The organism is Paenibacillus sp. FSL H7-0942 (assembly GCF_045040715.1).
In the GTDB taxonomy this organism is placed as follows: Bacteria; Bacillota; Bacilli; order Paenibacillales; family Paenibacillaceae; genus Paenibacillus; species Paenibacillus amylolyticus.
This window is the reverse complement of sequence record NZ_CP150279.1, coordinates 1682721-1707896: the sequence shown is the minus strand read 5'-3', so window position 1 is coordinate 1707896 and position 25176 is coordinate 1682721. Positions and strand designations below refer to the sequence as shown.

Annotated in this window: 22 protein-coding genes and 1 riboswitch; of the genes, 6 read left to right on the top strand and 16 right to left on the bottom strand. The window is 49.3% G+C overall.

Annotated features, from left to right (window positions below):
• Positions 1-46 precede the first annotated feature (46 nt).
• Entirely contained in the window at positions 47-778 is a 732-nt protein-coding gene (locus MHI48_RS07600) for an MBL fold metallo-hydrolase (RefSeq protein WP_051449631.1), read from the top strand.
• A 300-nt stretch (positions 779-1078) separates the two neighbouring features.
• Here MHI48_RS07600 and MHI48_RS07595 read toward each other — a convergent pair whose 3' ends face one another.
• Positions 1079-2290, bottom strand: coding sequence for a sorbosone dehydrogenase family protein (locus MHI48_RS07595; RefSeq protein ID WP_036669142.1), 1212 nt, complete (start codon positions 2288-2290; stop codon positions 1079-1081).
• A gap of 262 nt (positions 2291-2552) precedes the next feature.
• On the opposite strand from MHI48_RS07595, the gene MHI48_RS07590 reads away from it, so the two are divergent.
• Entirely contained in the window at positions 2553-3641 is a 1089-nt protein-coding gene (locus tag MHI48_RS07590; RefSeq protein ID WP_036669140.1) for a Xaa-Pro peptidase family protein, read from the top strand.
• A 290-nt stretch (positions 3642-3931) separates the two neighbouring features.
• Here the strand turns inward: MHI48_RS07590 and MHI48_RS07585 are convergent, their stop codons facing one another.
• From MHI48_RS07585 to MHI48_RS07575, 3 genes are all read right to left on the bottom strand, one after another.
• Positions 3932-4285: a hypothetical protein gene (locus MHI48_RS07585; RefSeq protein WP_036669139.1), complete on the bottom strand. Its 354-nt coding sequence runs from the start codon at positions 4283-4285 to the stop codon at positions 3932-3934.
• Between the two features lie 202 nt (positions 4286-4487).
• Positions 4488-5171, bottom strand: a complete 684-nt coding sequence (locus MHI48_RS07580; protein WP_036669137.1) for a queuosine precursor transporter — start codon at positions 5169-5171, stop codon at positions 4488-4490.
• A gap of 374 nt (positions 5172-5545) precedes the next feature.
• Positions 5546-6943 (bottom strand): L-cystine transporter, encoded by a 1398-nt coding sequence (locus tag MHI48_RS07575; RefSeq protein ID WP_036669135.1) that lies wholly within the window; start codon positions 6941-6943, stop codon positions 5546-5548.
• 352 nt (positions 6944-7295) lie between these two features.
• Between MHI48_RS07575 and MHI48_RS07570 the strand changes: the two genes are divergently transcribed.
• Positions 7296-8996 (top strand): methyl-accepting chemotaxis protein, encoded by a 1701-nt coding sequence (locus tag MHI48_RS07570; protein WP_036669134.1) that lies wholly within the window; start codon positions 7296-7298, stop codon positions 8994-8996.
• A 126-nt stretch (positions 8997-9122) separates the two neighbouring features.
• Here MHI48_RS07570 and MHI48_RS07565 read toward each other — a convergent pair whose 3' ends face one another.
• From MHI48_RS07565 to cobD, 11 genes are all read right to left on the bottom strand, one after another.
• Positions 9123-10724, bottom strand: a complete 1602-nt coding sequence (locus MHI48_RS07565; RefSeq protein ID WP_051449630.1) for a cobyric acid synthase — start codon at positions 10722-10724, stop codon at positions 9123-9125.
• A gap of 69 nt (positions 10725-10793) precedes the next feature.
• Positions 10794-11684 carry an adenosylcobinamide-GDP ribazoletransferase gene (gene cobS / locus MHI48_RS07560; RefSeq protein ID WP_076319138.1) on the bottom strand — a complete coding sequence of 297 codons (891 nt, stop codon included), beginning with the start codon at positions 11682-11684 and terminating at the stop codon, positions 10794-10796.
• Entirely contained in the window at positions 11681-12241 is a 561-nt protein-coding gene (gene cobU / locus MHI48_RS07555; RefSeq protein ID WP_076251579.1) for a bifunctional adenosylcobinamide kinase/adenosylcobinamide-phosphate guanylyltransferase, read from the bottom strand. The genes cobS and cobU overlap by 4 nt, the downstream gene beginning before the upstream one ends.
• On the bottom strand, positions 12238-13359 hold the full coding sequence (gene cobT, locus MHI48_RS07550; RefSeq protein ID WP_076319169.1) for a nicotinate-nucleotide--dimethylbenzimidazole phosphoribosyltransferase: 1122 nt from the start codon (positions 13357-13359) through the stop codon (positions 12238-12240). Before cobT ends, cobU begins: the two co-directional genes overlap by 4 nt.
• A 45-nt stretch (positions 13360-13404) precedes the next feature.
• Positions 13405-14217, bottom strand: a complete 813-nt coding sequence (locus tag MHI48_RS07545) for an ABC transporter ATP-binding protein (RefSeq protein WP_076319137.1) — start codon at positions 14215-14217, stop codon at positions 13405-13407.
• Positions 14214-15260, bottom strand: a complete 1047-nt coding sequence (locus tag MHI48_RS07540) for an iron ABC transporter permease (RefSeq protein WP_074094020.1) — start codon at positions 15258-15260, stop codon at positions 14214-14216. The genes MHI48_RS07545 and MHI48_RS07540 overlap by 4 nt, the downstream gene beginning before the upstream one ends.
• The gene (locus MHI48_RS07535) at positions 15257-16255 is read right to left on the bottom strand and encodes an ABC transporter substrate-binding protein (protein WP_076327235.1); all 999 of its coding nucleotides are present in this window, start codon (positions 16253-16255) and stop codon (positions 15257-15259) included. The genes MHI48_RS07540 and MHI48_RS07535 overlap by 4 nt, the downstream gene beginning before the upstream one ends.
• A gap of 411 nt (positions 16256-16666) precedes the next feature.
• Positions 16667-16809, bottom strand: a riboswitch (cobalamin riboswitch).
• Between the two features lie 156 nt (positions 16810-16965).
• Positions 16966-17652, bottom strand: coding sequence for a histidine phosphatase family protein (locus tag MHI48_RS07530; RefSeq protein ID WP_076327236.1), 687 nt, complete (start codon positions 17650-17652; stop codon positions 16966-16968).
• Positions 17643-18623, bottom strand: a complete 981-nt coding sequence (cbiB, locus tag MHI48_RS07525; RefSeq protein ID WP_076327413.1) for an adenosylcobinamide-phosphate synthase CbiB — start codon at positions 18621-18623, stop codon at positions 17643-17645. The genes MHI48_RS07530 and cbiB overlap by 10 nt, the downstream gene beginning before the upstream one ends.
• A 44-nt stretch (positions 18624-18667) precedes the next feature.
• Positions 18668-19504 (bottom strand): adenosylcobinamide amidohydrolase, encoded by an 837-nt coding sequence (locus tag MHI48_RS07520; protein ID WP_076327237.1) that lies wholly within the window; start codon positions 19502-19504, stop codon positions 18668-18670.
• Complete coding sequence (gene cobD, locus MHI48_RS07515; protein WP_076327238.1) at positions 19501-20652, bottom strand: threonine-phosphate decarboxylase CobD; 1152 nt, start codon at positions 20650-20652, stop codon at positions 19501-19503. Before cobD ends, MHI48_RS07520 begins: the two co-directional genes overlap by 4 nt.
• 189 nt (positions 20653-20841) lie before the next feature.
• Between cobD and MHI48_RS07510 the strand changes: the two genes are divergently transcribed.
• Positions 20842-21846: a lipoate--protein ligase gene (locus MHI48_RS07510; RefSeq protein ID WP_036610740.1), complete on the top strand. Its 1005-nt coding sequence runs from the start codon at positions 20842-20844 to the stop codon at positions 21844-21846.
• Positions 21847-22135: 289 nt separating this feature from the next.
• Positions 22136-22939 (top strand): Cof-type HAD-IIB family hydrolase, encoded by an 804-nt coding sequence (locus tag MHI48_RS07505; RefSeq protein ID WP_036610742.1) that lies wholly within the window; start codon positions 22136-22138, stop codon positions 22937-22939.
• 171 nt (positions 22940-23110) lie between these two features.
• Here MHI48_RS07505 and MHI48_RS07500 read toward each other — a convergent pair whose 3' ends face one another.
• Complete coding sequence (locus MHI48_RS07500) at positions 23111-24637, bottom strand: NAD(P)/FAD-dependent oxidoreductase (protein ID WP_405143608.1); 1527 nt, start codon at positions 24635-24637, stop codon at positions 23111-23113.
• A 156-nt stretch (positions 24638-24793) separates the two neighbouring features.
• On the opposite strand from MHI48_RS07500, the gene MHI48_RS07495 reads away from it, so the two are divergent.
• Entirely contained in the window at positions 24794-25153 is a 360-nt protein-coding gene (locus MHI48_RS07495) for a TetR/AcrR family transcriptional regulator (protein WP_405143606.1), read from the top strand.
• Positions 25154-25176: the final 23 nt, after the last annotated feature.

Genomic DNA, 25176 nt, shown 5'->3' with positions numbered 1-25176 from the left:
CGCTAAAAAATATAAGGAGGTGTACCGGACTACGGTCCGAATAACCATGAGCCATCCAACAACTTCGATTACTGTGCTAAATCTTCAGATTCCCACACCTTCCGGGAACAGCCCCATATTCCCCGTCATGCTTCGTGATGTAGATGGCGTTACCTTGGTGGATACAGGCATGATCGGACAATTTGCAGAACTTCAATCCGCATTGGAACAAGAGGGCGTACAGCTCTCGGACGTCAAACGTGTGATTATTACTCATCAGGACATCGATCATATCGGTAACGTGGGTGCTCTGCTGGATGCCATCCCTGATCTGGAAATCTGGGCACATGCCGATGAGATTCCATATCTAACCGGTGAGAAGCCTTTGATCAAATTCACACCTGAACGTCGTGCTCTGCTGCCCGCGCCCGTTTTGGCACTGGCAGATCAACTGCTCTTGCAGTTGCCTGAAGTGAACATTAGCAGAACGCTGGCAGACGGGGACATATTACCCCTTCAAGGTGGTACACAGGTCATTCATACACCGGGACATACGCCAGGCCATATCTGCCTGTATTTCGGGGAGCAACAGTTCCTGCTCGCTGCCGATGAACTTCGTGTGGTTGATGATGAACTGGTTGGCCCTGCACCACAAGCGACACCGGACATGCCTGAAGCGCTGCGAAGCCTGAAGAAACTGACCGACCTTAAGCTCAATAAGGTTCTCTGTTATCACGGTGGAGAGTACATGAATGATCCGGCTCAGCGTATTGCCACACTTGCGGAGAGCGCAGAATAGTAAAGAACGCGGACTTGTGAGTATTTTTGGAATGACACAAGCATCCTGTTAACGTTGTTTCTCTTCGTGCGGCATTGTGCGTTGTAGCTCATTCAAGATTAGGATGACACATACATTACAATAAAGGAGCTGTCCCATAAGTCATGAATTTGACGGGGACAGCTCCTTTAATTAATTAACCACGCATTTCTACTACTGCACTGGAGTTGACCGTATGGTAGCACCTATTGCGCACGGTATGCACGCAGTATCTTATATTACACCTGGCATCTGCACAGTATCTTTCCCCTTAACCCCGACTCAACTCTCCGGAGTAAGTACAATCAGCTTGTCATCTCCATCTCGTGGTGATCCCCGTCCATCCCGATTGTTCGTAAGCACATACAACTTCCCGTCCTCACCAGCACTCACATTGCGAATCCGGCCCCATTCATCTTCGAAGATGGGTTCCACCTTCTCCACCTGTGTGCCATCTTCCGAAAGAGTGACCTTCAGCAGCTGCTCTCCACGCAGATTTGCAGCAATCATTGATCCAGCCCAAGGTCCTTCTTCTACAAAAGCTACACCAGACGGCGCCCATGTATCGTTCCCACTATGTGCAAGCGGAGCCTGATATGCGCCATTGTCATCGTCGTCTCCCTCCACCTCGGGCCAGCCATAATTCTCACCAGCTACAATCCGGTTAATCTCATCATGATTCCGCTGACCATGCTCGGTAGAATAGAGGTAACCGTTGTCCGGATTCCATGCCAGTCCCTGTGCGTTACGGTGTCCCATACTGTATACAGGTGAATTCGGCCATGGGTTGTCTGCCGGGATCGATCCATCGAGACCTATCCGCAATATTTTACCTCCAAGGCTATCTTCGTTCTGTGACAATTCCGGTTCATAACGTTCACCTGTCGTGATATAGAGCAACTTGTCCGGGCCAATTTTGATCCGCCCACCGTTATGATTTGTTCCGCCTGGAATGTTACCAAGCAACTCTTGATCTATGACCGCTTTGCCATCATTCACCTTGAGACGTAACACTCGATTCGCAATGTCGTCGCCTTCCAGGTAGGAGTGGTATGCATACAAATAACCGTTATCCTCGAAGTCCGGATCAGCTGCAAGACCCAACAGACCTCCCTCACCTTCTTCATTAAATGGGGCTGAGAATTCAATCAGTGGTTCAGGGGCTAGTTTTCCATCCTCAATGGCCCGAATCGCACCAGGGCGTTCCGTTACAAACATCCGACCATCAGGCACACTCACAATCTCCCATGGTGCATTCAATCCTTCAACCAGTACGGAAGCCTGATACGGAATAACCGTCTCTCCCTGCGCTCCACTCTCATTTCCACTTGCACCGGTATTGCCTCCGTTGGCCGTCTGTCCCTGACCTGTTCCCTGTCCCTGAGACGTCTGCTCTGTTCCTCCCGTAGAAGGTTCGCCTGAAGAACATGACGCGGTTAACAGTGCCACACTTAATAATGAAGCATACAGCGGAACGGTTACTCGATTATTCATGATTACATCTCCCTTCGTATTTCGTTCTTCTGTATAAAATAAATAAGCCAAGCTTCAACGTATTGTTAACTTATTGTTCGCTATAGTTGTGGTGTTATTATTCATCTGTAAAGCGGTTTCGCCCTGTATTACCCTTCATACCAACCACTTAAACCGAGAATTCAAGGGATTTCGAGGACATGAAATCACTGCGGTTTGGAATTCCATCATAATCTTTTATAATAGAAGGATAGTATGAATGGAAAGGTGGACAACTACACTTATGAATCAAAACCCTTTATCTCGTCTTGAAGCCAATCTGTCCGGGCAAGGATTGGACGCCATGCTGATCACAGATCCAAAACATATCTACTATTTAACTGGATTTGCGAGCAATCCGCATGAACGCTTCCTAGGTCTGGTTCTCGCACGCGGCGAAGAGCCCCTGTTGATTGTACCTGCGCTCGATGCTGAAGCTGCCGCAGCCGCTTCTTCGGTATCCAACATTGCCACTCACACGGATACGGATAATCCATACGCTTTGTTTGATCGTTATCAGGGGCGCTTGGGCCGAGTTGGTCTCGAGAAAGAATACGTGACGGTCGCACGTTATGAGCAGCTGACCGCCGCGCTAGGTGCTGCCAGCTTTGAAGATGTTGGCCCCCTGCTTCGCACATTACGTGTGAAAAAAACACCGGATGAGGTAGCCCGCATTCGCCACGCCATTTATCTGATTGAAGAAACATTGCGTCAAGGACTCTCTCATGTTCGCACAGGTGTAACCGAGATCGAACTTGTCGCCGAGATGGAGTATCAGATGAAAAAGCTGGGTGCCGACGGCCCTTCCTTTGATACCATGGTGCTCACGGGACCCAAAACAGGTCTGCCACACGGTACACCCGGTGAACGGAAACTGCAACATGGTGACCTGTTGATGTTTGATATGGGTGTGTATGCTGGAGGATATGCCTCGGATATCACACGTACATTCGCCTTTGGTGACATCTCACCTGAACTCAAAACCATCTATAACACTGTACTCGCAGCGAACGAAGCTGCTATCCAAATCGTGAAACCAGGCATCACCTGCGCCGAAGTGGATCGTGCAGCACGCCAGGTCACGGAAGAAGCGGGATACGGCGAGCGCTTTATGCATAGAGTAGGCCATGGATTGGGTATCGACGTACATGAGTATCCTTCTCTCCATGGAGAGAATATGGACATCCTGAATGAAGGTACCGTATTCACGATTGAACCGGGCATCTATACCGCAGCAGGCGGCGTCCGTATCGAAGATGATGTAATTGTGACCGAGACGGGTATCGAAGTTCTGACGACATATCCAAAAGAACTGCAAATCCTTAGCGACTAATCCAATTGGATCTATGTCAAAACAGCCCATATACATCAATGCTCAGCCGATATTATGCATCATGAACTAAACTGCACGAAACTGTGCTGAACTGTATCTTCAAAATAATATACTCTTTTCGCGTACGCCTCAGGCCTGTATACAGAAAAAGTAGCAAGTACACACGCGAACACAAAAATCCCGCAAATCCATGAATATCATGGGTTGCGGGATTTTAATTAATACAAAGCATATCCTAAATTACTCCGTCTGCATTCTACGTAATTTTATTCCTGCTCACTCATTTACCATTAGTCAAACTCATGCGTAATATCCTGCCAAGACTCCAGCTGTGGCAGCTGTTGCTTCCCCCAGTAATCCAGAAACCATTGAATAATCCCAGTCGTATCTGTTGTTCTGCAGCTGTAATGTCGGAAACCGTCCTCGCCTTCCTGCAAACGAATCTCCGCCACCATCTGCCCTGGTTCCTCAAGCGCAGCAGCCTGCATATACATACTTCCCTCCACCAGCTCCGAAGGTTGAAGTACTACGAATTCCTGCAATTCCAGATTGGAGATCAACTCCACCAATAACGAAGCATTAATGTTATCATTCTCGTAGGTTGTGCCATTGCTTTCCAGTGTATAACGCAGTGTAGAGTACATGTGCGATTCCCCTTTGTATGAAATGATCATTCCTATTGATACACGCTCATAACGACAGGTCGTTTATATTATAACTTTTTCATAAAAATGTAAAAAGGATTTTTCTTGTTTCGGGTCTTTTCTATGAAAAAAACCCTTGCAGAGTCCGAATTACAATTGACCGCGCAGAGGTTTTTTTTAAGTGATACTCTTTGAATATTGTCTAAGCTTCATCCTTAAACTTAAAGCTACGTGCAGCATACAGAAATGGCGTTCCGACCGCAGTTAATACAAATTTGATAACATACGTAGTCAGGAAGATTTCCAGCCAAACATCCCAAGGGTAGATGAACGCAAACGCGATCGTGCAGAACACCAGTGTATCCACAAATGAACTGATGATCGAACTACCGTTGGTGCGTATCCACAACTGATTGCGCCCTGGGGCCACCTTGCGCAGCCAAGAGTACAATCGAACATCCAGGAACTGGCTTATGAAGTATGCCGTCAGACTTCCGAGTGCCAAACGTGGCAGCAGTCCAAACAGCTTCGCCATAGATTCCTGTGCAAAGTCCGTTGGTGCCGGTTCAAAGAACAACACCATCTGCATCAGAACCGTTGTCATGATGAGCGTGAAAAACCCGAACCATACGGCTTTGCGTGCCTCACCTGGTCCATATTTCTCATTAAGAAGGTCACTGGTCAGGTACATGCTGACATACATCGTGTTACCAAGCGTCAGCACAATTCCCATGATATCTATCGTTTTGGTCACCTGAATGTTGGCTATAACCGTAGCCACACCAATCCAGGCATAGAGACCTTTTTTACCGAACAAGCGGTAACACAACAGGAAAAATCCATAAGTTACGAGAACAAAAACTGCTCCCCACCCTAAGTTAAACATAAATACATACACTGCCTTCCTAGTTTTGATTACGCGGGATGGTTACGAACCGCGGTTTGGCTCAGGGCCAAAACATGAATACTCTATCACATTTCTCGTCCCATGAACAGAACTAAATAACTCCAAGCGTGCCTGAGTGACTACGACCCCTTCTATATTCCTCCCGCTTCCCTCTCGACCATACTAGTTTTTCCTACCTCTATTCCCCTTGCACCATGTATAGAAAAAGAAGACCCCTTCACCACTGTGCACAGCATAGTTTGATTGCCGCAAAAAAACCGCCCTCCGGATTCCACCGAAGGACGGCTTTTCTTACTTGATTTGTAGACGGCTCTAGTTATCTTAATGTGAGCTTCTATCTAATCCATTTTGTATTAAGCCTGAGCCGCAGAATCCAGCTCACGGCTCTGATCGTTAAACGTGTCCCGATCGTTTTCCTTCAAAATTCTGCTCGTCACGAGTCCTGATGTCATCGACCCGTTCACGTTAAGCGCTGTACGACCCATGTCGATCAGCGGCTCCACGGAAATGAGCAGTCCAACCAGAGCCACAGGCAGATTCATGGTGGACAATACGATTAGGGAAGCGAAGGTTGCCCCGCCGCCAACGCCAGCCACACCAAACGAACTGATCATGACTACGAGGATCAGAGTCACAATGAAGTCCCAGCTCAGCGGGTCGATGCCGACCGTCGGAGCAATCATCACCGCCAGCATGGCCGGATAGATCCCGGCGCAGCCGTTTTGCCCAATCGTAGCCCCAAAGCTTGCAGACAGGTTCGCAATGCCGTCCGATACGCCGAGTTTCTTCGTCTGTGTCTCCACATTCAGCGGGATCGCCGCTGCACTTGAACGGGATGTAAAGGCAAATACCAGTGTTGGTAGCACCTTCTTTAAATACGTAACCGGGTTGAAGCCGGACAGCGAGATAATGATCAGATGAATAATAAACATCACGATGAGGGCCACGTAGGACGCAATGACGAATTTGATGAGCTTTAATATCTCTTCCGCATTGGTTGTCGCCGTTACCTTTGTAATCAGTGCTAAAATCCCGTAAGGCGTAAGCCTCAGCACCAGTGTAACAATTCGCATAACCACCGCATATACCGCATTAACCATACCGCGGAACGTCTCCGCCTGCTGAGGTTTTTTGCGATCCAGTCCAAGAACGGCTACACCGATAAACGCGGAGAAGATAACCACCGCCAGTGTGGATGTACGACGTTCTCCTGTCATATCTGCAAATGGATTCGAAGGAATGAATTCCAGCACTTGCTGCGGGATGGTCTGATCCTTCACATCAACAAGCCGTTCCTCCACCTTCTGAATCTGCGCATTCTCCCGGTCTCCTCCTTGAATCTCAATGGAAGTCAGGTTAAAGCCAAGGCTCGTTACAATGCTGACACCTGCGGCAATCGCTGTGGTGATCAACAGAATGGCAATAATGGAAACACTCATCTTGCCGAGATTTTGTTTGCCCTTCAGATTCATAATGGCAGAAATGATCGACACCATGATCAATGGGATCACGACCATTTGTAACAAACGAACATATCCTGAACCGACCAGATTGAACCAATCGACTGATTTCGTAACTACATCAGAACCTGATGTGTACACCAATTGGAGAATAACCCCGTAAACAACCCCCAGTCCCAGACCCGCAAATACGCGTTTCGTAAAGGAGATATGCTTTTTCTGCATCCAGTAGAGGACGCCAAGTAAGGCAAGTATAACCACTACATTCAATATGACTAGAAAAGTATCCATTTCTTTAAATCCTCCTCAGGCATGTGTGTAACCGGAACATATCCAGTTTTCTCTTCTATCTTTTGTACTTCCGACAAAGACATTTTACAATATAACATATAACAAACTATTCTGGTAGGTATTAATTGATATTATGTAATATGCATGTAACAGATTCATCTATTTCTGAAAAAAATACACTAAATCGTGAAAATTGTTCTATTCAACCTCCGGTTAATTTTGTAATATAGGTATATCCGCTTATTCCCAAGTTTTCTCAACGTATAACTTAGGTCTTTCTTCATTGGTAGATAGGTCTTATGATTACGGAAAAGCGATAATGTTAATGAACATGACGTGAAAGGATGATCATATGTTTCGTAATCGCACCGTTGCCGGTAAAATCAGAGGCACTTTGTTCCTCGTTCTGCTGGTTGCTTCCCTGTTGTTCAGTATTAGTTTTTACGCCGTATCGATGAATATTATTCAAAGCTACGTGCTACCGCAGTTTGACAAAGTCCTAAACACGTCCATTCAGGATATATACAAGAATACTTCAGCATCCAAAATCCTGCAGGTACAGAGTGGCGGAGCCGGTTCTGAAGGTGCTGCCATGACCGTGGAATCGTACCTGGCAGATAAAGCAAAAGAACATAATCTGGATGCAGCTTACGTTGTTGCTATTCAAGATGGCTCAGCCAAAGTGGTTGTGGCAAACTCTTCCTCAAACATGAAAGCCCAGGATGAGATTAGTGTAGAACCTGCAATGAATGCAGCTATTGAGAACAAAGAAATGGTAATCAGTGAGGTCTACTCCGATTCCTTTGGTGTACATAAAGCAGCCTTTATCCCCATTGCAGGAAGTAACATGATTATGGCTGTGAGCATGGATGCCCAGTTCATTCAAGACAAGATTACTCAGATTTTCTGGTTGTGTCTTGGGATTACAGCATTAGTGTTTGTGCTCGGCTGGCTTATCTCCACTAGTATGATCAAAAGAGTTACCAAACCAATCATCAAGCTCGTCCAACATAGTAAACAAATATCCCAGGGTGATCTAACCGCTGAACTAGAGATCAAAGGTAAAGATGAAATTGCCCAACTTGCCGCAAGCTTCCAGACGATGACGCATAACCTGAAAGAAATGATTAGCCGTGCCTTGTCCACGTCCAATGAAGTTGTATCAGGCTCCAATGACCTGCTTCAGCGGGTTGAATCGATGTCCGGTATGGTTCGAAACTCCAGCCGCTCTGCAGAAGATGCAGAAAAAGGCAGCATCAGCATTGCGTCAAGCGCATCCGAGAACGCCAGAGCTATGGAAGAAATTACGCAAGGTATCATGCATATTGCTTCTTCTTCCGCTGAAGTGTCTGACCAGATTGGTGAAGCAGCCAACGAGGCAGTTAACGGTAACCGACTGGCTCAGAATGCCATTGAGCAGATGGAGCGTGTAGGCCAGACAGCAAGCGAATCGTTGCGTTATGTGGAAACTATGAATGAACGTTCGGTAGCCATCGGCACCATTGTTGCTTCCATTTTTGAGATCACCAAACAGATTAACATGCTGTCACTCAATGCCTCCATCGAAGCAGCACGTGCCGGAGAGCATGGCCGCGGATTCGCTGTTGTTGCTGGAGAAGTTCGCAAACTTGCCGAGCAATCCAAGACAGCCACGGAAGAAATATCGGATTATCTGGGTACCATTCGTGAAGATGCTGAACGTTCGGTTGATGCCATGAACCGTGTAACCCAGGAGATTGGTTCAGGCACAACGGTCGTTCAACAAGCAGGCTCAGCCTTCCAGCAACTGAATGAATTGATTCAGAACGTGAATCTGACCATTCAGACAGTCTCGGCTTCTACACAACAAGTATCTGCTGGTGCTGAAGAAGTGAGTGCATCCGTTGAAGAAACGGCACAGATTACGACCAAATCCCGTGAGAGCATGTTACAGATTGCTTCAACAGCAGATCTGCAGCTCAGCGAGATGGATTCACATTCGAATACAGTTCGTCACCTGCATGAACAAGCTGTAGAGCTGCAATCCGCTATGAAAAATTTCAAAATAAACTAACAGGTTAACCATTAACCTATCATCACCTGTTTTAAACCTCATTTAATCATAGGATATACAATACCCCCATGTCGCTAACATTCCGTTTCTAGAGAACGGTTTGTCGGACATGGGGGTATTGTTGTTTCACTCAGGTGCCTGAACACCCATAATCTCGTACACACGCTTCATATCCAATGCCGAACGCAACGATTCAGCTACCCGATCGAACTCCATCTCCTTACGCTCATGCGCACTATACGTCTCCTGAAGTGGAGCCAGTCCCTTTCCTGCACGCAAGGCATTCAGCCAAGAACGTCGGAATTGATCACTTTCAAACAAACCATGCAGGTAGGTTCCCCACACCCTGCCATCTACTGAGCCCCAGCCTTCTTGGAAAGGTTGATCTCCTGGATGTGAGATTTCAAACAACGCGGTTACACGTTCAGGCTCGTGGCACTCCGTAACGCCCATATGAATCTCATATCCGTTAATGGGTAATGAAGCATCTGCTACATCTCGCTCACCATACAGACGAAGCGGGTGATCAGGCTGCACCCGTCCGGAAGCTCTGACGGTCTGCTTTTCCTGAAGAAATGTTGTCGATAGCGGGAGCCAGCCAAGTCCTTTTGCTTCCTGGATCTGATTCGCCTCCACAGCAAACGGGTCCTTCAGATGACGTCCCAGCATCTGGTATCCGCCACATATTCCTACCAGCTGAACATGCTCACGCTCGGTCTGACTGGCAATCGCCTGCTCCAGCCCAGACTCACGCAGAAATGCCAGGTCACCTATGGTATCCTTTGTACCCGGTAGAAGAATGGCATCCGGACTGCCCAATTCCTCTGGCGAGGTCACGTACCGTACATTCACATCCGGTTCACGGGAAAGTGCGTCAAAGTCTGTAAAGTTGGAAATTCGCGGATATCGGATCACCACCAGATCCAGCTCGGTTTTGCCGGATTTCCCATGACGCATGGAGTCCAGTACCACCGAATCCTCTGCTTCAATCTGAATATCTCTTATGTAAGGCAATACACCTAATACTGGAATGCCTGTCCGTTCTTCGAGCCAGTCGAGTCCCGGCTGCAACAGGGACAGATCACCGCGGAACTTGTTGATAATGAACCCTTTGACTCGCACCACTTCATGGGGTTCCAGCAACTCCAGCGTACCTACAATGGAAGCAAACACTCCGCCCCGATCAATATCGGAGATCAGAATCACCGGCGCATCGGCCCAGCCTGCCAGATTCATGTTGACGATATCTCGGTCCTTCAGATTGATCTCGGCCGGACTGCCCGCTCCTTCCATCAGCACCACATCATAGGTATCCCGCAACCGATTCAGCGCATCCATCACCGTCTGCTTTGCTTCAGGCAGGAAATGCTGACGGTAGTCCGATGCACTCATCTGGGCAAAAGGTACACCATGTACCACGATCTGCGAATGCATGTCCCGTACGGGCTTAATCAGGATCGGGTTCATGTCGGTTGTCGCCTCAATACCACAGGCTTCAGCTTGTGCCCCCTGAGCCCGACCAATCTCCTTGCCATCTTCCGTCACATAGGAATTCAGTGCCATATTCTGTGACTTGAACGGAGCAGGCTTGAAGCCATCCTGCTTAAAAATCCGGCACAATGCCGTTGTGATGACACTTTTGCCCACATCGGAAGCCGTTCCTTGCAGCATCAGTACCGCCGCTGGTTGTGATGGCCTATCTTCCACGCTCTCTCCCCCTGTCTCCATGTTATATCCAGATCACCTTACTCCCAACCTCATGCGTAACACTTTCCATACTGCTTCATATTTCAAAAGTTACAGCCAGAACAGTCCTTGAAGCACACTCAGCACAGTCAACAAAGCCGCCTCCAGCAGCTCATTCATGGCACCATACGTATCCCCGGTTAAACCGCCGAGCCGTTCACTGATCCGGGCAGCCACGAATCGGCCGATATAATAACACGCCACAGGCAGTATAATAACTGCCGTCACCGGGTATAGCCACCATGGCAGTGTTCCCAGCCCACTCACCATCACATCCGCAATCCCCAGATCCGGCTTGAAAAGCCACACCGCGGCAAACGTAACTGCCCCTGCGATCAAGGTCAGGCCAACGGCTGAGCTGCGTGCACGCTGGACCTCCTTCCGATCACCCAGACCTTTAAACAATACGGCAAGTCCATCATCTTCGCGTGCATTCGGCCAGGCCGACATCGCATACACCATGAACCAGCGGCTCCAGATCATGGGCAGGATCAGCAACGCACCGTAAACCCAGTGGCCCCGTGCAATAAAATCAGCGATCAGCGCAGCCTTCATCATCAGAAGCAACACGCAGGCGATCACGCCCATTGCCCCGACACGGCTGTCCTTCATAATCTCCAGCATCCGTTCACGGGTACGATAACTGAGCAAGCCATCCGCCGTATCCATCCATCCGTCAAGATGGAGCCCTCCGGTAAGCCATACCCATAACGTCAAGGTCAGGACGGCAGCCGGAAAGGCCGGAAGCACTGCACCACTTAAGGCTCCCGCGAGCCAGACACACAGACCGATTGCAGCACCGACCAGCGGATAAAAGATAACACTTTCCCGCAACAACGGCGGGACAAAATCGATTTGCATTTTGACAGGGAAACGGGACAAAAATTGAAAAGCGGCTGCCGCCGCATGTTTACGCTGAGGAGCAGGCGTGCCATCCTTCATAAGCGGTACTCCTTGCTTTTTAGTTCAATCGCAATGCCTACGGTCACCAGAAACACTTCACCGCATATCGCCGCAATACGCTGATTCAGTACACCGGCCAAATCCCGATATTTCCTGCCAAGGGCATATTCCGGTACGATCCCATCTCCCACTTCATTTGTAACCAGAACAAGCAAACCGGGATAGGTTCGAATCGCTTCAACCAACGCGTCCAAATGTCCCTGTAACACCTGTTTCTCGTCATGCTCATGTGCTAACAAAACATTTGTCAGCCACAGCGTCAGGCAATCCACCAGAATGGTGGGTGCAGAAGTCCCTGTATGCCCTTCACCCATGCGGCTTATCAAAGCAGGCAGATGTATCGGCTCTTCCATCGTGTGCCACAGATACCCTGATGCCTCGCGCTGATGCTGATGCATGGCGATGCGCTCACGCATTTCATCATCGTACGCCTGAGCTGTCGCCACATACCACGCCTCCGAGGAACGCTGCATGCAGAGACGCTCGGCAAAGGAGCTTTTGCCACTGCGTGCGCCGCCTGTCACCAGTACGCTCATCGGGAACTCTCTCCTTGCAAGGATGAATCAACCGACGCAGCGGAGTCCGAAGCGTGGCTTACCCCGTCCGAGACACCCGCGCTTGCAAAGGTCGCCATTTCGTTCAAAATGAGACATGCTGCGTCAATCAGATGAAGACTGAGCACCCCGCCTGTGCCTTCACCCAGACGCATGTCCAGATCCAGCATCGCTTTCAGGTCCAGTTCACGCAGCAGTGCTCCATGTCCATTTTCGTGTGACGTATGAGAAGCGATCATATAGGCTGTGCTCAGAGGTGCAAGTTGTCTCGACACCAGCGCTGCCGCGGTAGAGATGAACCCGTCTACAACGACAGGGCAACGATGAGCAGCTGCTGCGAGAATAACCCCTGTGAGTCCGGCAATCTCTAGTCCACCCACCTTGCACAGAACATCCAGTGCATCTTCCGGGTTTGGTGCGTTTACGCTAAGCGCCCGGCTGACTACAGCAGCCTTGCGCTGCAAGCCTGCATCATCAATGCCGGTGCCTCGCCCCACGGCGGCAGCTGGTGCAACTCCGGTTAACGCGCTCATTACCGCAGCACTTGCAGTGGTGTTGCCAATTCCCATCTCCCCGGTGACAAACAGCTGTGTTCCCTTCGCCACCTCTGCTGATACAACTTCGGCTCCTGCAAGGATAGCGCTGACTGCCTCATCCCGGGTCATCGCTGCACCCCGGGCCATGTTGGCCGTGCCTTTGCGAATTTTACGGGAAAGCAGGTCCGGATGTTCAAGATCGGCATTCACACCAATATCCACACAGATCACATCTGCTCCGGCGTGACGGGCAAGCACATTCACCGCCGCACCTCCAGCGAGGAAATTCAGGACCATCTGCGGGGTCACTTCAGCAGGAAAAGCACTGATGCCCTCTTCCACTACGCCGTGATCTGCGGCCATGACAATGACCGCCCTGTGATCAAAACGCGGACGTGCATTGCCAGTCATGCCTGCCAGACGGATCACCAGCTCTTCCAATTTGCCCAGACTCCCCGGCGGCTTCGTCAACGAATCCACGTGCGCAGAGGTTTCTGCCGCCACTTCCTGATCAGGAGCAGTAATCTTACTTATTAAATGCTCCAACACCTGTTCATTATTCATACAACCAGCACTTCCTTCATCAAAATATGGGTTGCCCCGTTTCATTTAATCGATGTCCCGCCGCAACAGCAGTTGAGGTATGGCATGGTCGGGATGAGAGACAATCGCGGGTTTGACGCGAAATATATCCTGGATATTCTCATCGTTGATCAATGTATGAGGCGTACCCTTTCCAACCGCCATGCCCTCACGCAGCGCCAGAATGTGATCGCAAAATAACGCGGCCAGATTCAGATCATGCAGCACAGCCACAATCGTAATGTTATTTCTCTGTCGCCATGCCGATAACAATTCCATGAACTGCAATTGATATTTAATATCCAGAAACGTGGTCGGCTCGTCCAGCAGCAGTAACCTCGGCTCCTGAGCCATAACTTTGGCTAGTGCGACCCGCTGCCGTTGCCCGCCGCTGAGTGCATCCAGCGGTCTGTCCGCCAGTTCTGTCAATCCCAGGTCTTGAAGCACCCTGTCCACCACAAGTGCCCCATCACCCGTTTCACGCCCCAGCCAGTTCTGGTATGGATATCGCCCCATCTCCACCACGTCTCGCACGGGATAGGAGATGGCTGGCAAGCCATCCTGCTGCAATACAGCGATCATGCGTGACAGGTCCTTACGGCTGTAAGAGCCGATATCTCGACCATCGATACGGATCTGACCTTCGTTTAACTGTTCCGTTCCGGCAATAAGCTGGATCAGGGTGGACTTGCCGCTGCCGTTTGGTCCGACAACTCCCCACCAGTCACCTTCGCCAACATGCCAGTCTACATTGTGCAGTGCCTGATGATTGCCATATGACTTCCCTGCTCCCTTAATAGAGATAAGTGAAGTCGAGTTGGAACGGGTACTGGAACTCATGGCATCATCCCCTTCTGCAACTTTTTGTTCCGGTGCAGCAGGTAAGCAAAGAACGGCGCACCAACAAAGGCGGTGACAACACCGAGCGGAATTTCAGTTGGTGCCAGCAACGACCTTGCGATGGTATCGGCCCACACCATGAAGATCGCTCCACCAATGGCAGACAAAGGTACCAACAGTCGGTAATCCGGTCCCACCAGCAACCGCAACATATGCGGGATCACCAATCCAACGAATCCGATGACACCCGATACCGAGACAGCCCCAGCAGTCAGCAGTGTGCCAACTGCCAGCACGGACAGCTTGAGTCTGTCCACTCCGATCCCGATATGTGCCGCTTGACGTTCTCCCAGTGCAAGCACATTCAACGAGCGTGCGCGGCTCCAGAGAAAGACCAGCCCTAACAGAAAATACGGGAAAAGGATGGCCGTATACGACCACCCACGCAGAGCCAGACTTCCCATCGTCCAGTATATAATTTCATTAATCGTCTGTTTCGACATGGTCGACAGGAAGGAAACAACTGCGCCCAGGAAACTTTGCATGACCACACCAGCCAGAATGAGGCTATGTGTAGGTATTTTACGCCCTTCACGAGCCAGTGCCATAACAAACCATAACGTGATTACACCCGTCAAAAACGCCACCAGTGGCAACGTCCAGATCCCAATCAGTGCATACTGCAATCCGAAGAAAATCAGAAAGGCTGCACCCACTGAAGCACCGGATGATACGCCCAGGGTGAACGGGTCTGCCAGCGGGTTCCGAAGAACCCCCTGGAATCCCGCACCTGCAATCGCCAACGATGCGCCCACGAGCACGGCAAGCAGTACACGTGGGAATCTGACTTTCCAGATAATCTGTTCGGCTGCCTTATTCCAATCCGGTGTAATCCAATCGCCCACCCAGGGAATTTTGTGAATCAGGATGCCTGCAATATCCCGGATCGGCAACGCTACTGAACCAATGCCCGTGCAGATGAGCACGGTGAGCACCAGCAGCACCATGCCCGTCGTTCCGAACAGGATCAGCTTTTTACTCATTGGAACAAGTCAGGGTAGATCGCTTTGGCTACTTCTTTCAACCCTTGAGTTACACGTGGACCCGGACGGCTCAGCAGGTTGGCATCCAGGCCAATAACCGCGTCATTTTTCACAGCCGTAATTTGATCCCAGCCGCTGCGCGCCTTGATGATCTGATCCAGTGTTTTGGAGTTTTCATCAATTACATCGTTGGCATACAGGATCACATCCGGGTTGGAGGCAATCACGTTCTCTTCATTAATTTCATACCAGCCCTCTTTGTCCGAAGCAATATTGCTACCACCGGCTACAGTGATGAGTTCATCCATGAATTCGCCTTTACCCACAGTCCAGCCTGGGGAGAATTCAACGTATATTTTTTTCTTCTCTTCCGGTTTAACTGCCTTCACCGCTTCGGTTACATCCGTCACGTCCTGTTTCATCTGGGTGATGATCTCTTGAGCTTTTTCTTGATGATCAGTGATTTTACCGAAGGTTTCGATATTATTCATCACGTCGTCAATGGATTTAGGATCCGTTTTGAAAATGGTAATACCCAGTTCGCGCAGCTTTTTCACCGCATCCTCACTCATCGAGATACCTGTGAAGACAATGTCGGCTTCAGCAGCAATGATTGACTCTTCATTTGGCTTGGTGATACCGCCCATTTTAGCTTTGGTTGTTGCTGCTTCCGGATAATCGTCATAGTCGGATACACCAACGATCTGATCGTCCAATCCAAGTGCAAACAGGGATTCCGTCTCAGCCGGAGACACGGATACGATTTTGGCCGGTGCCTTTTCAAAGGTGAACGATTCCCCCGTTGCATCCGTAACTGTCAGTGGATATTGTGTTTTGAGGTCCGTCTGCGCCTGGCCTTGGGACTGCTCCTGTGCCGGTTGCTGTGAAGTACCTGTGCCCTCGTTTGTTGTTGCATTGCCACATCCGGCCAAAGCCAGTGCGAGTGCCGCTGCACTTAGCAGGGACGCTACGTTTTTCCAATTCTTGAAATTCATTCTGTTATTCTCCCCTTCTCTATTTGTACTATTTTCTTGCATCGTGCTCAAACTCTTACTCCCCATGCCTTGGTGTTCCTGTGTAAGGTTTGAACTGCAATATTTACACGCTAACGGAGAGTGCAGAACCAATCTGAAGAAACGAAGTGTTCGCCTTTATCACCGGATTTTCCCTTTCAAAAAAGGGAATCAAAAAATCTGGGGATAACAGCGATCGGAAGGTGGTACTGCAATCGGAGTGACCTCGTGTAAAATTGGTCTCGGTTCATCTTACATGAACAATAAAAAATCCCTAATCCTTACGTCTAGGATCAGGGATGACGTCTCGCATATGGCAATCTGTACATGTTCAACCAAGGGTTGTCCATGCGCATAGAATAGCCCGAAACGCTGTCCTTTCCTCGAAGGAACACCGGTTTGTACGTCCAGGGCAGGTAACCTGACTTACAGGAATCATCCTGTTTTACAGTGGCGGGACCGTGCCGGATTTGCACCGGCTTCCCCATTTCACCCATGTGTGTTTCATGACTCGTACTAAATTTGCCATGAAAACAGCCTTCACACGCGGGACCCTTGGTCGCTGATATGGTAAACCATTGCCGTGTAATTTCTGCATACTACATACTCGTTCAGGCTTCACAGCCTGCAGCGAATCTGCATCCATGCTGAAGTCACACTTCTGTTGTGATTATAGGGTATATTGTACATCCTTACAACCCGATCGGCGGAAAAGTCATTCTGCTGCCAAACCACTCATTCCCCTGTTGTTCAAGCTGAACCTGAATCGCCTGTCCCGGTACGACATGTGTATCCCAGAACCCAAGCCCGGCAATCAGACGGGACAAGGCATACCGGATGACACCACCATGCGTAACCACAACTATAGTTGGCACTTGGCCCTCATCATCGTGCGTCGAAGGACGGCCCTCCAACAACATCTCTTGGAGAAAGGAGTCCAACCGTCCGGTAAACTCCTGCCACGATTCCCCCTCAGGCGGAGTGACCTCCTGCGGGGCATCTATCCAGTTTCGGTACACAGAATTATCCTTGAGCTGCTCATACGTCAGCCCTTCCCACTGTCCAAAATCATTCTCGCGCAGACGCGAGTCGAACTTCACCTGTCCGATGGCATCAGGAAGAATCTGTTCCAGCGTCTGCCGGCAGCGAAGCAGATCACTGCAATATACCTCATTCCACGAAATACCGCTCAATTGTTCATGAAGCGGAGCCAGTTCTTCTTTGGCATTTGGCAGCAGACCGATGTCGGTATGCCCCAGATATTTTTTTTCCACATTCCACAACGTTGTCCCATGACGGACCCACAGAATGTTTCGTTTCAGCGGCCCAGGCTGATTCGTATGTACTTCATTGCCTGCATTTCCTTCATTTACGGCCATAACAGCGTCCCTCCTGCCAGCCACACACCCAGCGTTATGAACACGCATAGTACCACAAAAGCACCTGCCGACCAGAACATCAGACGTGACGTTTGCACAATATCCTCGGCTTCCATCGGCCGTGTGGCTTCACCCATGTAGGCACGAAATGAAGCAACGCCGTGATACACGTTATGTCCGCCAAGCCGGATGCCCAGTGCTCCAGCCACCGCTGATTCGGGAAAACCGCTATTCGGACTTGGATGTAGTCTTGCATCCCGTGCAACCATGCGTGCTGCTCCTTTGGCGTCCAGCTTCATGACCCAGGCACCCACGATTAACAGAATCGCGGTCAGCCGGGCAGGTATCCAGTTCGCCACATCATCCAGACGGGCCGAGGCCCAGCCAAGATGCAGATACTTGTCATTTTTATATCCGACCATGGAATCCAACGTGTTGATGGCACGATAAGCCATGGCAAGCGGAGCGCCTCCAATGAGCGCATAGAATAACGGCGAGACAATGGCATCCACAATATTTTCGGCAACCGTCTCTACCGTTCCCCGTACAACCTCGGGTTCATCCAGATGCGCCGTATCACGTCCAACAATCATGCCCAGTGAACGTCTGGCCGCCGGCCAATCCTGCTGCTTCAGATGACGATACACTTCCATGCCTGCATCCTTCAGCCCTTTTGAAGCAATGGTTGTTGCAATGAGCACCACTTCAGCTGCCGCTGCAATGACAGGGTGGATTAGTCCAAGCAGATATACGATTCCCCACGTGATCGCAAAAGAACCCCCTGCGATCACCATCGGGAACAACAGCCCGGCTCTCTTCAGCCCCGAATCTGTGCGCACACACGAGCGAATGACACGCTCCAACGCCGAGATGCCTTTACCCATGCCAATCACCGGGTGGGGAATCCAGCGCGGATCTCCGATACATCGGTCCAACAGGTACGCCAGAATAATAATCCAGGCTCCCGCCATGCCTGTCCAGAAAGGCCAGGTCCATATATGCTCCACCTCAAAAGTCATTTGTGCCTGACCCTCTCTTTCCATAACAGTCCGGCCCGAAGGCTTTCCGTTACCGTGTCGTATACCAATCTGCCAATCGCCGCCCCTGCCGTAGTCGCTGTCCCGGCATAAGTGATCATCGGCTGAGGTTCCTCCACTTCCACTGCCTGACCTACTGCAAACACAATGGCATCGGTTGTGGTGCCGGTGGCGAGCAACCCGTTCTCCGAATCCAGAACACCCACATCCGCCAGCGCGGCCGCTTTGGCTTCCACCGCCGTCTGTACCGCATTCACCATCGCCCCGTTGGTCATGCGTCCGTTCAACCAGAGCATGATGTTAATTGTACCCGGGACATAGGGGGCCATCGTTAGATTCCGTGCTGAAGGAGCAGAGCGCTCCCTGCCGGAAGACATCGTCTTATTTCCCACCGTATCAAAAACCGTTCTCTCCGACCCCGCGCGTGCGGCATTCGATACACCCGCAGTGGTACAGCACAGAAGACCAAATTCATCACTTGTATATTCCTGAATGGAGGTATGCTCCAGCCTTACGGCCGTCAATAATCCGGCACATTGATCACGCGGCTCTCGCCATTCGTTCAGCGCTTGTTCGATATCACGCGGCGGATCATCACAGCGGTAATGCCTGTCCACATAGATGTTAAATATGCGATCCAGTTCAAACATCCCGCCGCCATATACCGCACTCGACAGCGCTTGGGCTGCCCTTGGACTCTGTGCTTTGATATGTCGTTCATGTGCAGATATGTTCAGTCCCGGCCAGGAAGAGGAAGCATATTCATTCTCGTCTGTTTCTCCATTCGTAAAGTAGTTATAAAACGGGAGTGTCATTGCCGCTCCCCTCCCTGTTCCTCATCTTTCGTCTGATCGACATTCGGATATCCCTTGGTTTCCAGCACGCTGCCCAGCACTTCCAGTAATGTAGCATTGGCATCTGCATCCTTGACCGCGAAACGTACATGCCCTTTGTCAAGCCCCGAATACATGGCACAGCTGCGAATCAGAATGCCTCTTCGACCCAGCGCCTCCTGCATTGATGCCGCTGTCCAAGGGGCCGGCACACGTGCCAAAATAAAATTCGCCTCTCCCGGTGTCACCGCACATCCGTACGCCTTCAGCCCTTCGATGAGACGCCCCCGTTCCCGCGTGATCTGTGACATGGTCTCCTGTTCGTACCGTTCTCCGCTGCGCAGACAGGCTTCCCCTGCCATGAGCGCCAGACCGTTGACACTCCAGGTCACCTGTTTCTTTGTCATCGCCTGAATGTATTCGGCACGGCCCAGTGCATATCCGAGACGCAAACCCGGAATGGCATAAAACTTCGTCATCGAGCGAATGATGATCACATTAGGATAGTCATTCAGATGTGCTGCCAGGGACTGACGCCGGGTTACCGGAATAAAATCCATAAATGCCTCGTCAATAACAAATACGGTTCCCGTTTCTTCCGCTTTGCGGGCAAGCCTCTGTAATACCTCAAGCGGATATTGTACACCGTTTGGATTGTTGGGCTGGCCGAGGAAGAGCAGGTCTACCTTTTCCATGAGCTGCTCGATGTCCTCGGGTTCCGCTCGCCACGCCAGTTCTTCTCTTCCCTCCGTATGCACCACCTCGGCACCGAATTGTTGTGCCAACGCCCGGTACTCCGAGAATCCCGGTTCCACGGTACCCACCTTGCGCGGGGCAAGCCCCAGCAGAATGAGCGCCATGCTTTCGGCTGCGCCGTTGCCCACGGAAATCTGCTCCTGCATCACACCAAGACGCTCGCTCAGCAGTGCTTTGAATTCCCGATGCGCCGGATCGGGATAGCGAATCACCGACTGCATTCCTTGCTGTATAACCTCCAGCACTCCTCTGGGCGGACCCAGCGGATTAATGTTGGCACTGAAATCCAGAAAATCAGCGGCTTCCCTCCCAAATCGTGACGCAGCCGTCTCCACGTCCCCGCCATGTCCGAACACTTCGATATAACCGGTCATTCTTCCGTCATCCTTTCTGTATGTCCTTTTTATTATGGATGGCACGGGAGGTGTGGGTCAATCCTGTTTTCTTTGTGTCCCAACCATAATTCGTTTACAATAGAAGAGGAATTTCGGTTCCTTTTGATATACAAGGTTCACTACATAAGGGACTAGCAATCCCTCACATACATTAATGGAGGAATGACCATGCTGTTTGTAGATAACCAGGGCATTACAGATCCTTCTGTAAACCTTGCCATTGAGGAGTACATTCTGAAGCATCTGCCGATGGAGGATGACAGCTATCTGCTGTTCTACATTAACCGTCCGTCGATTATCATCGGAAAACATCAAAATACGATTGAAGAAATTAATATCGAGTACGTTCAGGATAACGGTGTGCAGGTCGTTCGTCGTCTTTCGGGAGGCGGAGCGGTATATCACGATCTGGGCAACCTGAATTTCAGTTTTATTACAGCGGATGACGGTCAATCCTTCCACAATTTCCGCAAGTTCACCCAGCCTGTGGTTGAAGCTTTGCACGAGCTTGGTGTAAATGCCGAGTTGACCGGGCGTAATGATCTGCAAGTGGGCGAAAAGAAAATTTCGGGCAACGCCCAGTTTTCCACACGTGGGCGCATGTTCAGTCATGGCACATTGATGTTTGATCTGAATCTGGAGCATGTTCAGGCTTCCCTGAACGTCAATCCCGAGAAGTTCAAATCCAAGAGCACCAAGTCCGTCCGCAGCCGGGTCGCCAACATACGGGATCTGATTGATACCAACCTGACGATTGAGCAGTTCCGCGATGAGCTGTTACGTCACATTTTCAGAATGGAGCCACAAGACGTCCCGCAATACAAGCTGACTGACAAGGACTGGGACAAAATCAAGGAAATCTCCGCTGAGCGTTATAATAATTGGGACTGGAACTATGGCTTGTCTCCGGAAAGCAATGTGAAGCACACACGCAAATTCCCTGTTGGCATCATCGATCTGCGCATGAACATCAAGGATGGACGCATCGAAGATATCAAAATCTTTGGCGACTTCTTCGGCGTAGGCGATGTGGCGGATATCGAAAATATGCTGCGCGGCAAGCGGTATGAAGAAACCGAGGTGCGTACTGCACTTGAGGGCCTGGATGTAAAACATTACTTCGGCAACCTTGAGCTGGAAGACTTTATTGGCCTTGTTTTCCTGGAAGAGTAGGTATATAAGTTCAACCCAAGAATGTTTACACCTGCCACTCCGATGTCAGAATAACCTTCCGATCGCTGTTATCCCCAGATTTTTTTTGATTCCCTTCTTCAAAGGGGAAATCCGGTGATAGCTTATGCTTCCGAAGTAGCTTTCTTTCAGAAAGCTTTCAGGCGAACGCTCCGCTTCTTCAGGTTTTTTCTGTCCTCTCCGTTCTCGTGTAAAACGTTTCGTTGAACTGATATAGATTAAGTCGGGTATAGATACAAATAGATACAGATAAAAAAGGAGAGAAACACAGATGAGCTACAAATTGATTGCAATCGACATTGATGACACCCTGATCAACGACAACAAGGAAGTAACCCCTGCTACACAGACAGCACTGGAACAAGCAGTTGCCCATGGTGTAACTGTAACGCTGGCGACTGGACGTGCTTATGCTTCCGCACAAGCGCTTGCTCGTCAAACCGGACTTAACGTTCCGATTATTACGTATCAAGGCGCATTGGTGAAAAACCTGCTGGACGAAAAAGTCCTCTATGAGCGTTACGTTCCACAGGAAGCTTCCCGCAAATTGTATGATTACTGCCTGGAGAACAATCTCCACCTTCAAACATACATTGACGACAAGTTATATGCCCGTGAGGAAAACGACAAGCTGCGTGATTATGCCAAATTAAACGGCACCCAATATTACATCGAATCTGATTTCATCAAAGTCATCGAACAAAAAACACCAAAGCTACTTATTATCGATGAGCCAGACTACTTGGATAAGGTTGCCGTTGACTTACGTGAATTGCTCGGACCTCAAGTGCACATCACAAAGTCCAAACCTTACTTCCTGGAAATCATGCACAATGAAGGAACTAAAGGTCACGCCCTGACCTTCCTGGCTGACCATTTCGGTCACCAGCTCAGCGAGTGTATTGCCATCGGCGACTCCTGGAACGACCATGAGATGCTCGAAGTTGCTGGTCTTGGTGTAGCGATGGGAAATGCCATTCCTGCGCTGAAAGAGCTGGCAGATTACATTACGGCAAGTAATAACGAAGACGGCGTGAAAGAAGTTATCGAGAAGTTTGTGCTGAACGCAGAGTAAATAAGATCAACGAACAGCCCAGTCGGCGAATTTCGCCGTGCAGGGCTGTTTTTTTGATTTTAAAAATATGTTTTATCCTGTTTAAACGATTATATAAGGTATATTTTTCTGTTATTTTTTATGTTTTGAGAGCAACAATGCGGTAACTTTCACGCACCACGATTCATTGTTTTACTTGCTCATGGCATGCTGGAAAGACTCCAGCAGTTTTTTGATTTGCCCATCAAATTCCAGTTGAAATGACGGAATGATCTCATCTATTCTTTGCTGAAACAGCTCCGGATCTTGGACACCAAGCTCTGCTCTTAACTCCATTTCTTCTTCGGAACCGTTGTCGTTCAGGATCATGTTCAGGATTTCACCTTTAAAGTATTCACTTGGAGGAAGGATTAGAGCATTCATTAGGAACTGGGTAAAAAAGAGATGTTTATTATTTTCCTGACTCGCCTTTTTCATCGCCTGCTTAGTAAACAAGTTTATATACTTCTGAGCAAACGCAACCCCTTTCATTCGGGAAGGCCCAACATGTTCGACCCCCTTCCAACGCAGATCAGCCACAGAACTAAGCCACCAGGCCGGTTCAATAGCCTGCTGCATACGAAGCAGCACTTGACGCTCAAACTGCGGCTCAGGATGCATTCGCTGCTCATCCAAACATTTTCCTATGGTCTCGGCTTCAATTGCAGCAACCGTCATGCCTTGGCCATGGATTGGATCGAAGCTGCAAAATGCATCGCCAAGGACGAGTAATCCGGAGGGCCAATTCTCCATCAGTTCAAAATGTTGACGGACAGACTCGGAAATACGGTATCCACGCGGTCCTTGAAAAGGCTCCAGCTGTTCTGCCAACGCTACGATTTCATCCGAAGCAAACAGATGTTTGATTTGCTCTTGAAACTCATCCGGATGGGTTGGAGGATATTCATCTCCTCCTGCGTTGAACAGTAATAGTCCAGCGATATCATTTTCAATGCGCCACAACATGCCTGCACGAGTTCCTTGCACAGGATCGGACTCTGTTATCACCGTTCCCCAATCATTTTGAATAGAGGATGGTATCTTATAATAGCGGGTGCTGTAACCAAGAGACACCTTCAGCACTTCCGGCTCAGGCACGGACAACCCTATCTGATCAAGCCATCTGATCAATTTGGAAGAACGTCCCGCGGCATCAATAACCATATCTGCTGCAAGCATTGCTTCCCGGTTATCCCGACCTCTTTCTTTGGTATACACGCCTGTAATCGAACGCTCATCTTCTGATGCCATTAACCCGGTAACTTCCGTATTCGTTAAGAAACTTATATGATCTATGTTCTGGACTCGCTGACGCAGTACCCATTCCAGCAGGGCTCTGCTGCTCGATGCAATTTTGAATGAGGAAGCAGCATTCGCCATATTAACTAATGTACCGTAGCGATTGGCAATCATAAACTTCTCTTCATGTGAAGGAATGGCACCAAGCGCGACCAATTCGTCATTGTATCCGGGAAAGTAATGTTCCAGAATGAGTCCGCCGCGCGGTAATACACGATGTGGATGAAAGGATTGAGGCACACCCTGCCGATTTGCCGGCTCAGAAGGCAATTCATCTCGCTCAATGATACATACCTCATCATAATAATCAGATAACATTCTTGCAGTGATTAATCCTGCGATACCTGCCCCGATCACCACAGCTTTTTTCATTTCGGACATCTCCACTTCATCCTCTCTAATCCATCATATTTTATCTACACTTGTAGCCCTATCAAAAAATTACTTATAATACCAATATACACTTGAAATCTCGTTCCATGTAAGAATCAATGTGTTGATACTATATAGCTAAACTACAATAAGGAACTGATGTAGATGAAAATGATTGATAAAAAGGTGGATTTGAGAGTTACCCGAACTTATAAATTGTTAACGATGGCGCTACTCGATCTGTTATGTGAGAAAGGTCAGCTATTCAGCAACATCACAATTAATAAAATATGTGACAAAGCTATGGTTCACCGAACAACGTTTTACAAACATTTCAAGGATAAATTTGCTCTACTGTCCTCCACCCTAACTTGGATCCTTCGGGATTATTTACACATGAATGTAGAAGATCGATTACAGCAGCCTTTGCAGAGCGTATCTAAAATGCTGTTTGGAAATGTACTGGAGACAATTGTGCATAACCAACAGAATGATGAGGGGTTTAACAACTTTTTCATACATTAGATCGGAGAGATATTCAGACAGGA

Excerpts from the sequence above, each read along its gene's own strand:
- MHI48_RS07600 (WP_051449631.1), top strand. The coding sequence starts at position 47 with ATGAGCCATCCAACAACTTCGATTACTGTGCTAAATCTTCAGATTCCC.
- MHI48_RS07595 (WP_036669142.1), bottom strand. The coding sequence starts at position 2,290 with ATGAATAATCGAGTAACCGTTCCGCTGTATGCTTCATTATTAAGTGTG.
- MHI48_RS07590 (WP_036669140.1), top strand. The coding sequence starts at position 2,553 with ATGAATCAAAACCCTTTATCTCGTCTTGAAGCCAATCTGTCCGGGCAA.
- MHI48_RS07585 (WP_036669139.1), bottom strand. The coding sequence starts at position 4,285 with ATGTACTCTACACTGCGTTATACACTGGAAAGCAATGGCACAACCTAC.
- MHI48_RS07580 (WP_036669137.1), bottom strand. The coding sequence starts at position 5,171 with ATGTTTAACTTAGGGTGGGGAGCAGTTTTTGTTCTCGTAACTTATGGA.
- MHI48_RS07575 (WP_036669135.1), bottom strand. The coding sequence starts at position 6,943 with ATGGATACTTTTCTAGTCATATTGAATGTAGTGGTTATACTTGCCTTA.
- MHI48_RS07570 (WP_036669134.1), top strand. The coding sequence starts at position 7,296 with ATGTTTCGTAATCGCACCGTTGCCGGTAAAATCAGAGGCACTTTGTTC.
- MHI48_RS07565 (WP_051449630.1), bottom strand. The coding sequence starts at position 10,724 with ATGGAGACAGGGGGAGAGAGCGTGGAAGATAGGCCATCACAACCAGCG.
- cobS (WP_076319138.1), bottom strand. The coding sequence starts at position 11,684 with ATGAAGGATGGCACGCCTGCTCCTCAGCGTAAACATGCGGCGGCAGCC.
- cobU (WP_076251579.1), bottom strand. The coding sequence starts at position 12,241 with ATGAGCGTACTGGTGACAGGCGGCGCACGCAGTGGCAAAAGCTCCTTT.
- cobT (WP_076319169.1), bottom strand. The coding sequence starts at position 13,359 with ATGAATAATGAACAGGTGTTGGAGCATTTAATAAGTAAGATTACTGCT.
- MHI48_RS07545 (WP_076319137.1), bottom strand. The coding sequence starts at position 14,217 with ATGAGTTCCAGTACCCGTTCCAACTCGACTTCACTTATCTCTATTAAG.
- MHI48_RS07540 (WP_074094020.1), bottom strand. The coding sequence starts at position 15,260 with ATGAGTAAAAAGCTGATCCTGTTCGGAACGACGGGCATGGTGCTGCTG.
- MHI48_RS07535 (WP_076327235.1), bottom strand. The coding sequence starts at position 16,255 with ATGAATTTCAAGAATTGGAAAAACGTAGCGTCCCTGCTAAGTGCAGCG.
- MHI48_RS07530 (WP_076327236.1), bottom strand. The coding sequence starts at position 17,652 with ATGGCCGTAAATGAAGGAAATGCAGGCAATGAAGTACATACGAATCAG.
- cbiB (WP_076327413.1), bottom strand. The coding sequence starts at position 18,623 with ATGGCGGGAGCCTGGATTATTATTCTGGCGTACCTGTTGGACCGATGT.
- MHI48_RS07520 (WP_076327237.1), bottom strand. The coding sequence starts at position 19,504 with ATGACACTCCCGTTTTATAACTACTTTACGAATGGAGAAACAGACGAG.
- cobD (WP_076327238.1), bottom strand. The coding sequence starts at position 20,652 with ATGACCGGTTATATCGAAGTGTTCGGACATGGCGGGGACGTGGAGACG.
- MHI48_RS07510 (WP_036610740.1), top strand. The coding sequence starts at position 20,842 with ATGCTGTTTGTAGATAACCAGGGCATTACAGATCCTTCTGTAAACCTT.
- MHI48_RS07505 (WP_036610742.1), top strand. The coding sequence starts at position 22,136 with ATGAGCTACAAATTGATTGCAATCGACATTGATGACACCCTGATCAAC.
- MHI48_RS07500 (WP_405143608.1), bottom strand. The coding sequence starts at position 24,637 with ATGTCCGAAATGAAAAAAGCTGTGGTGATCGGGGCAGGTATCGCAGGA.
- MHI48_RS07495 (WP_405143606.1), top strand. The coding sequence starts at position 24,794 with ATGAAAATGATTGATAAAAAGGTGGATTTGAGAGTTACCCGAACTTAT.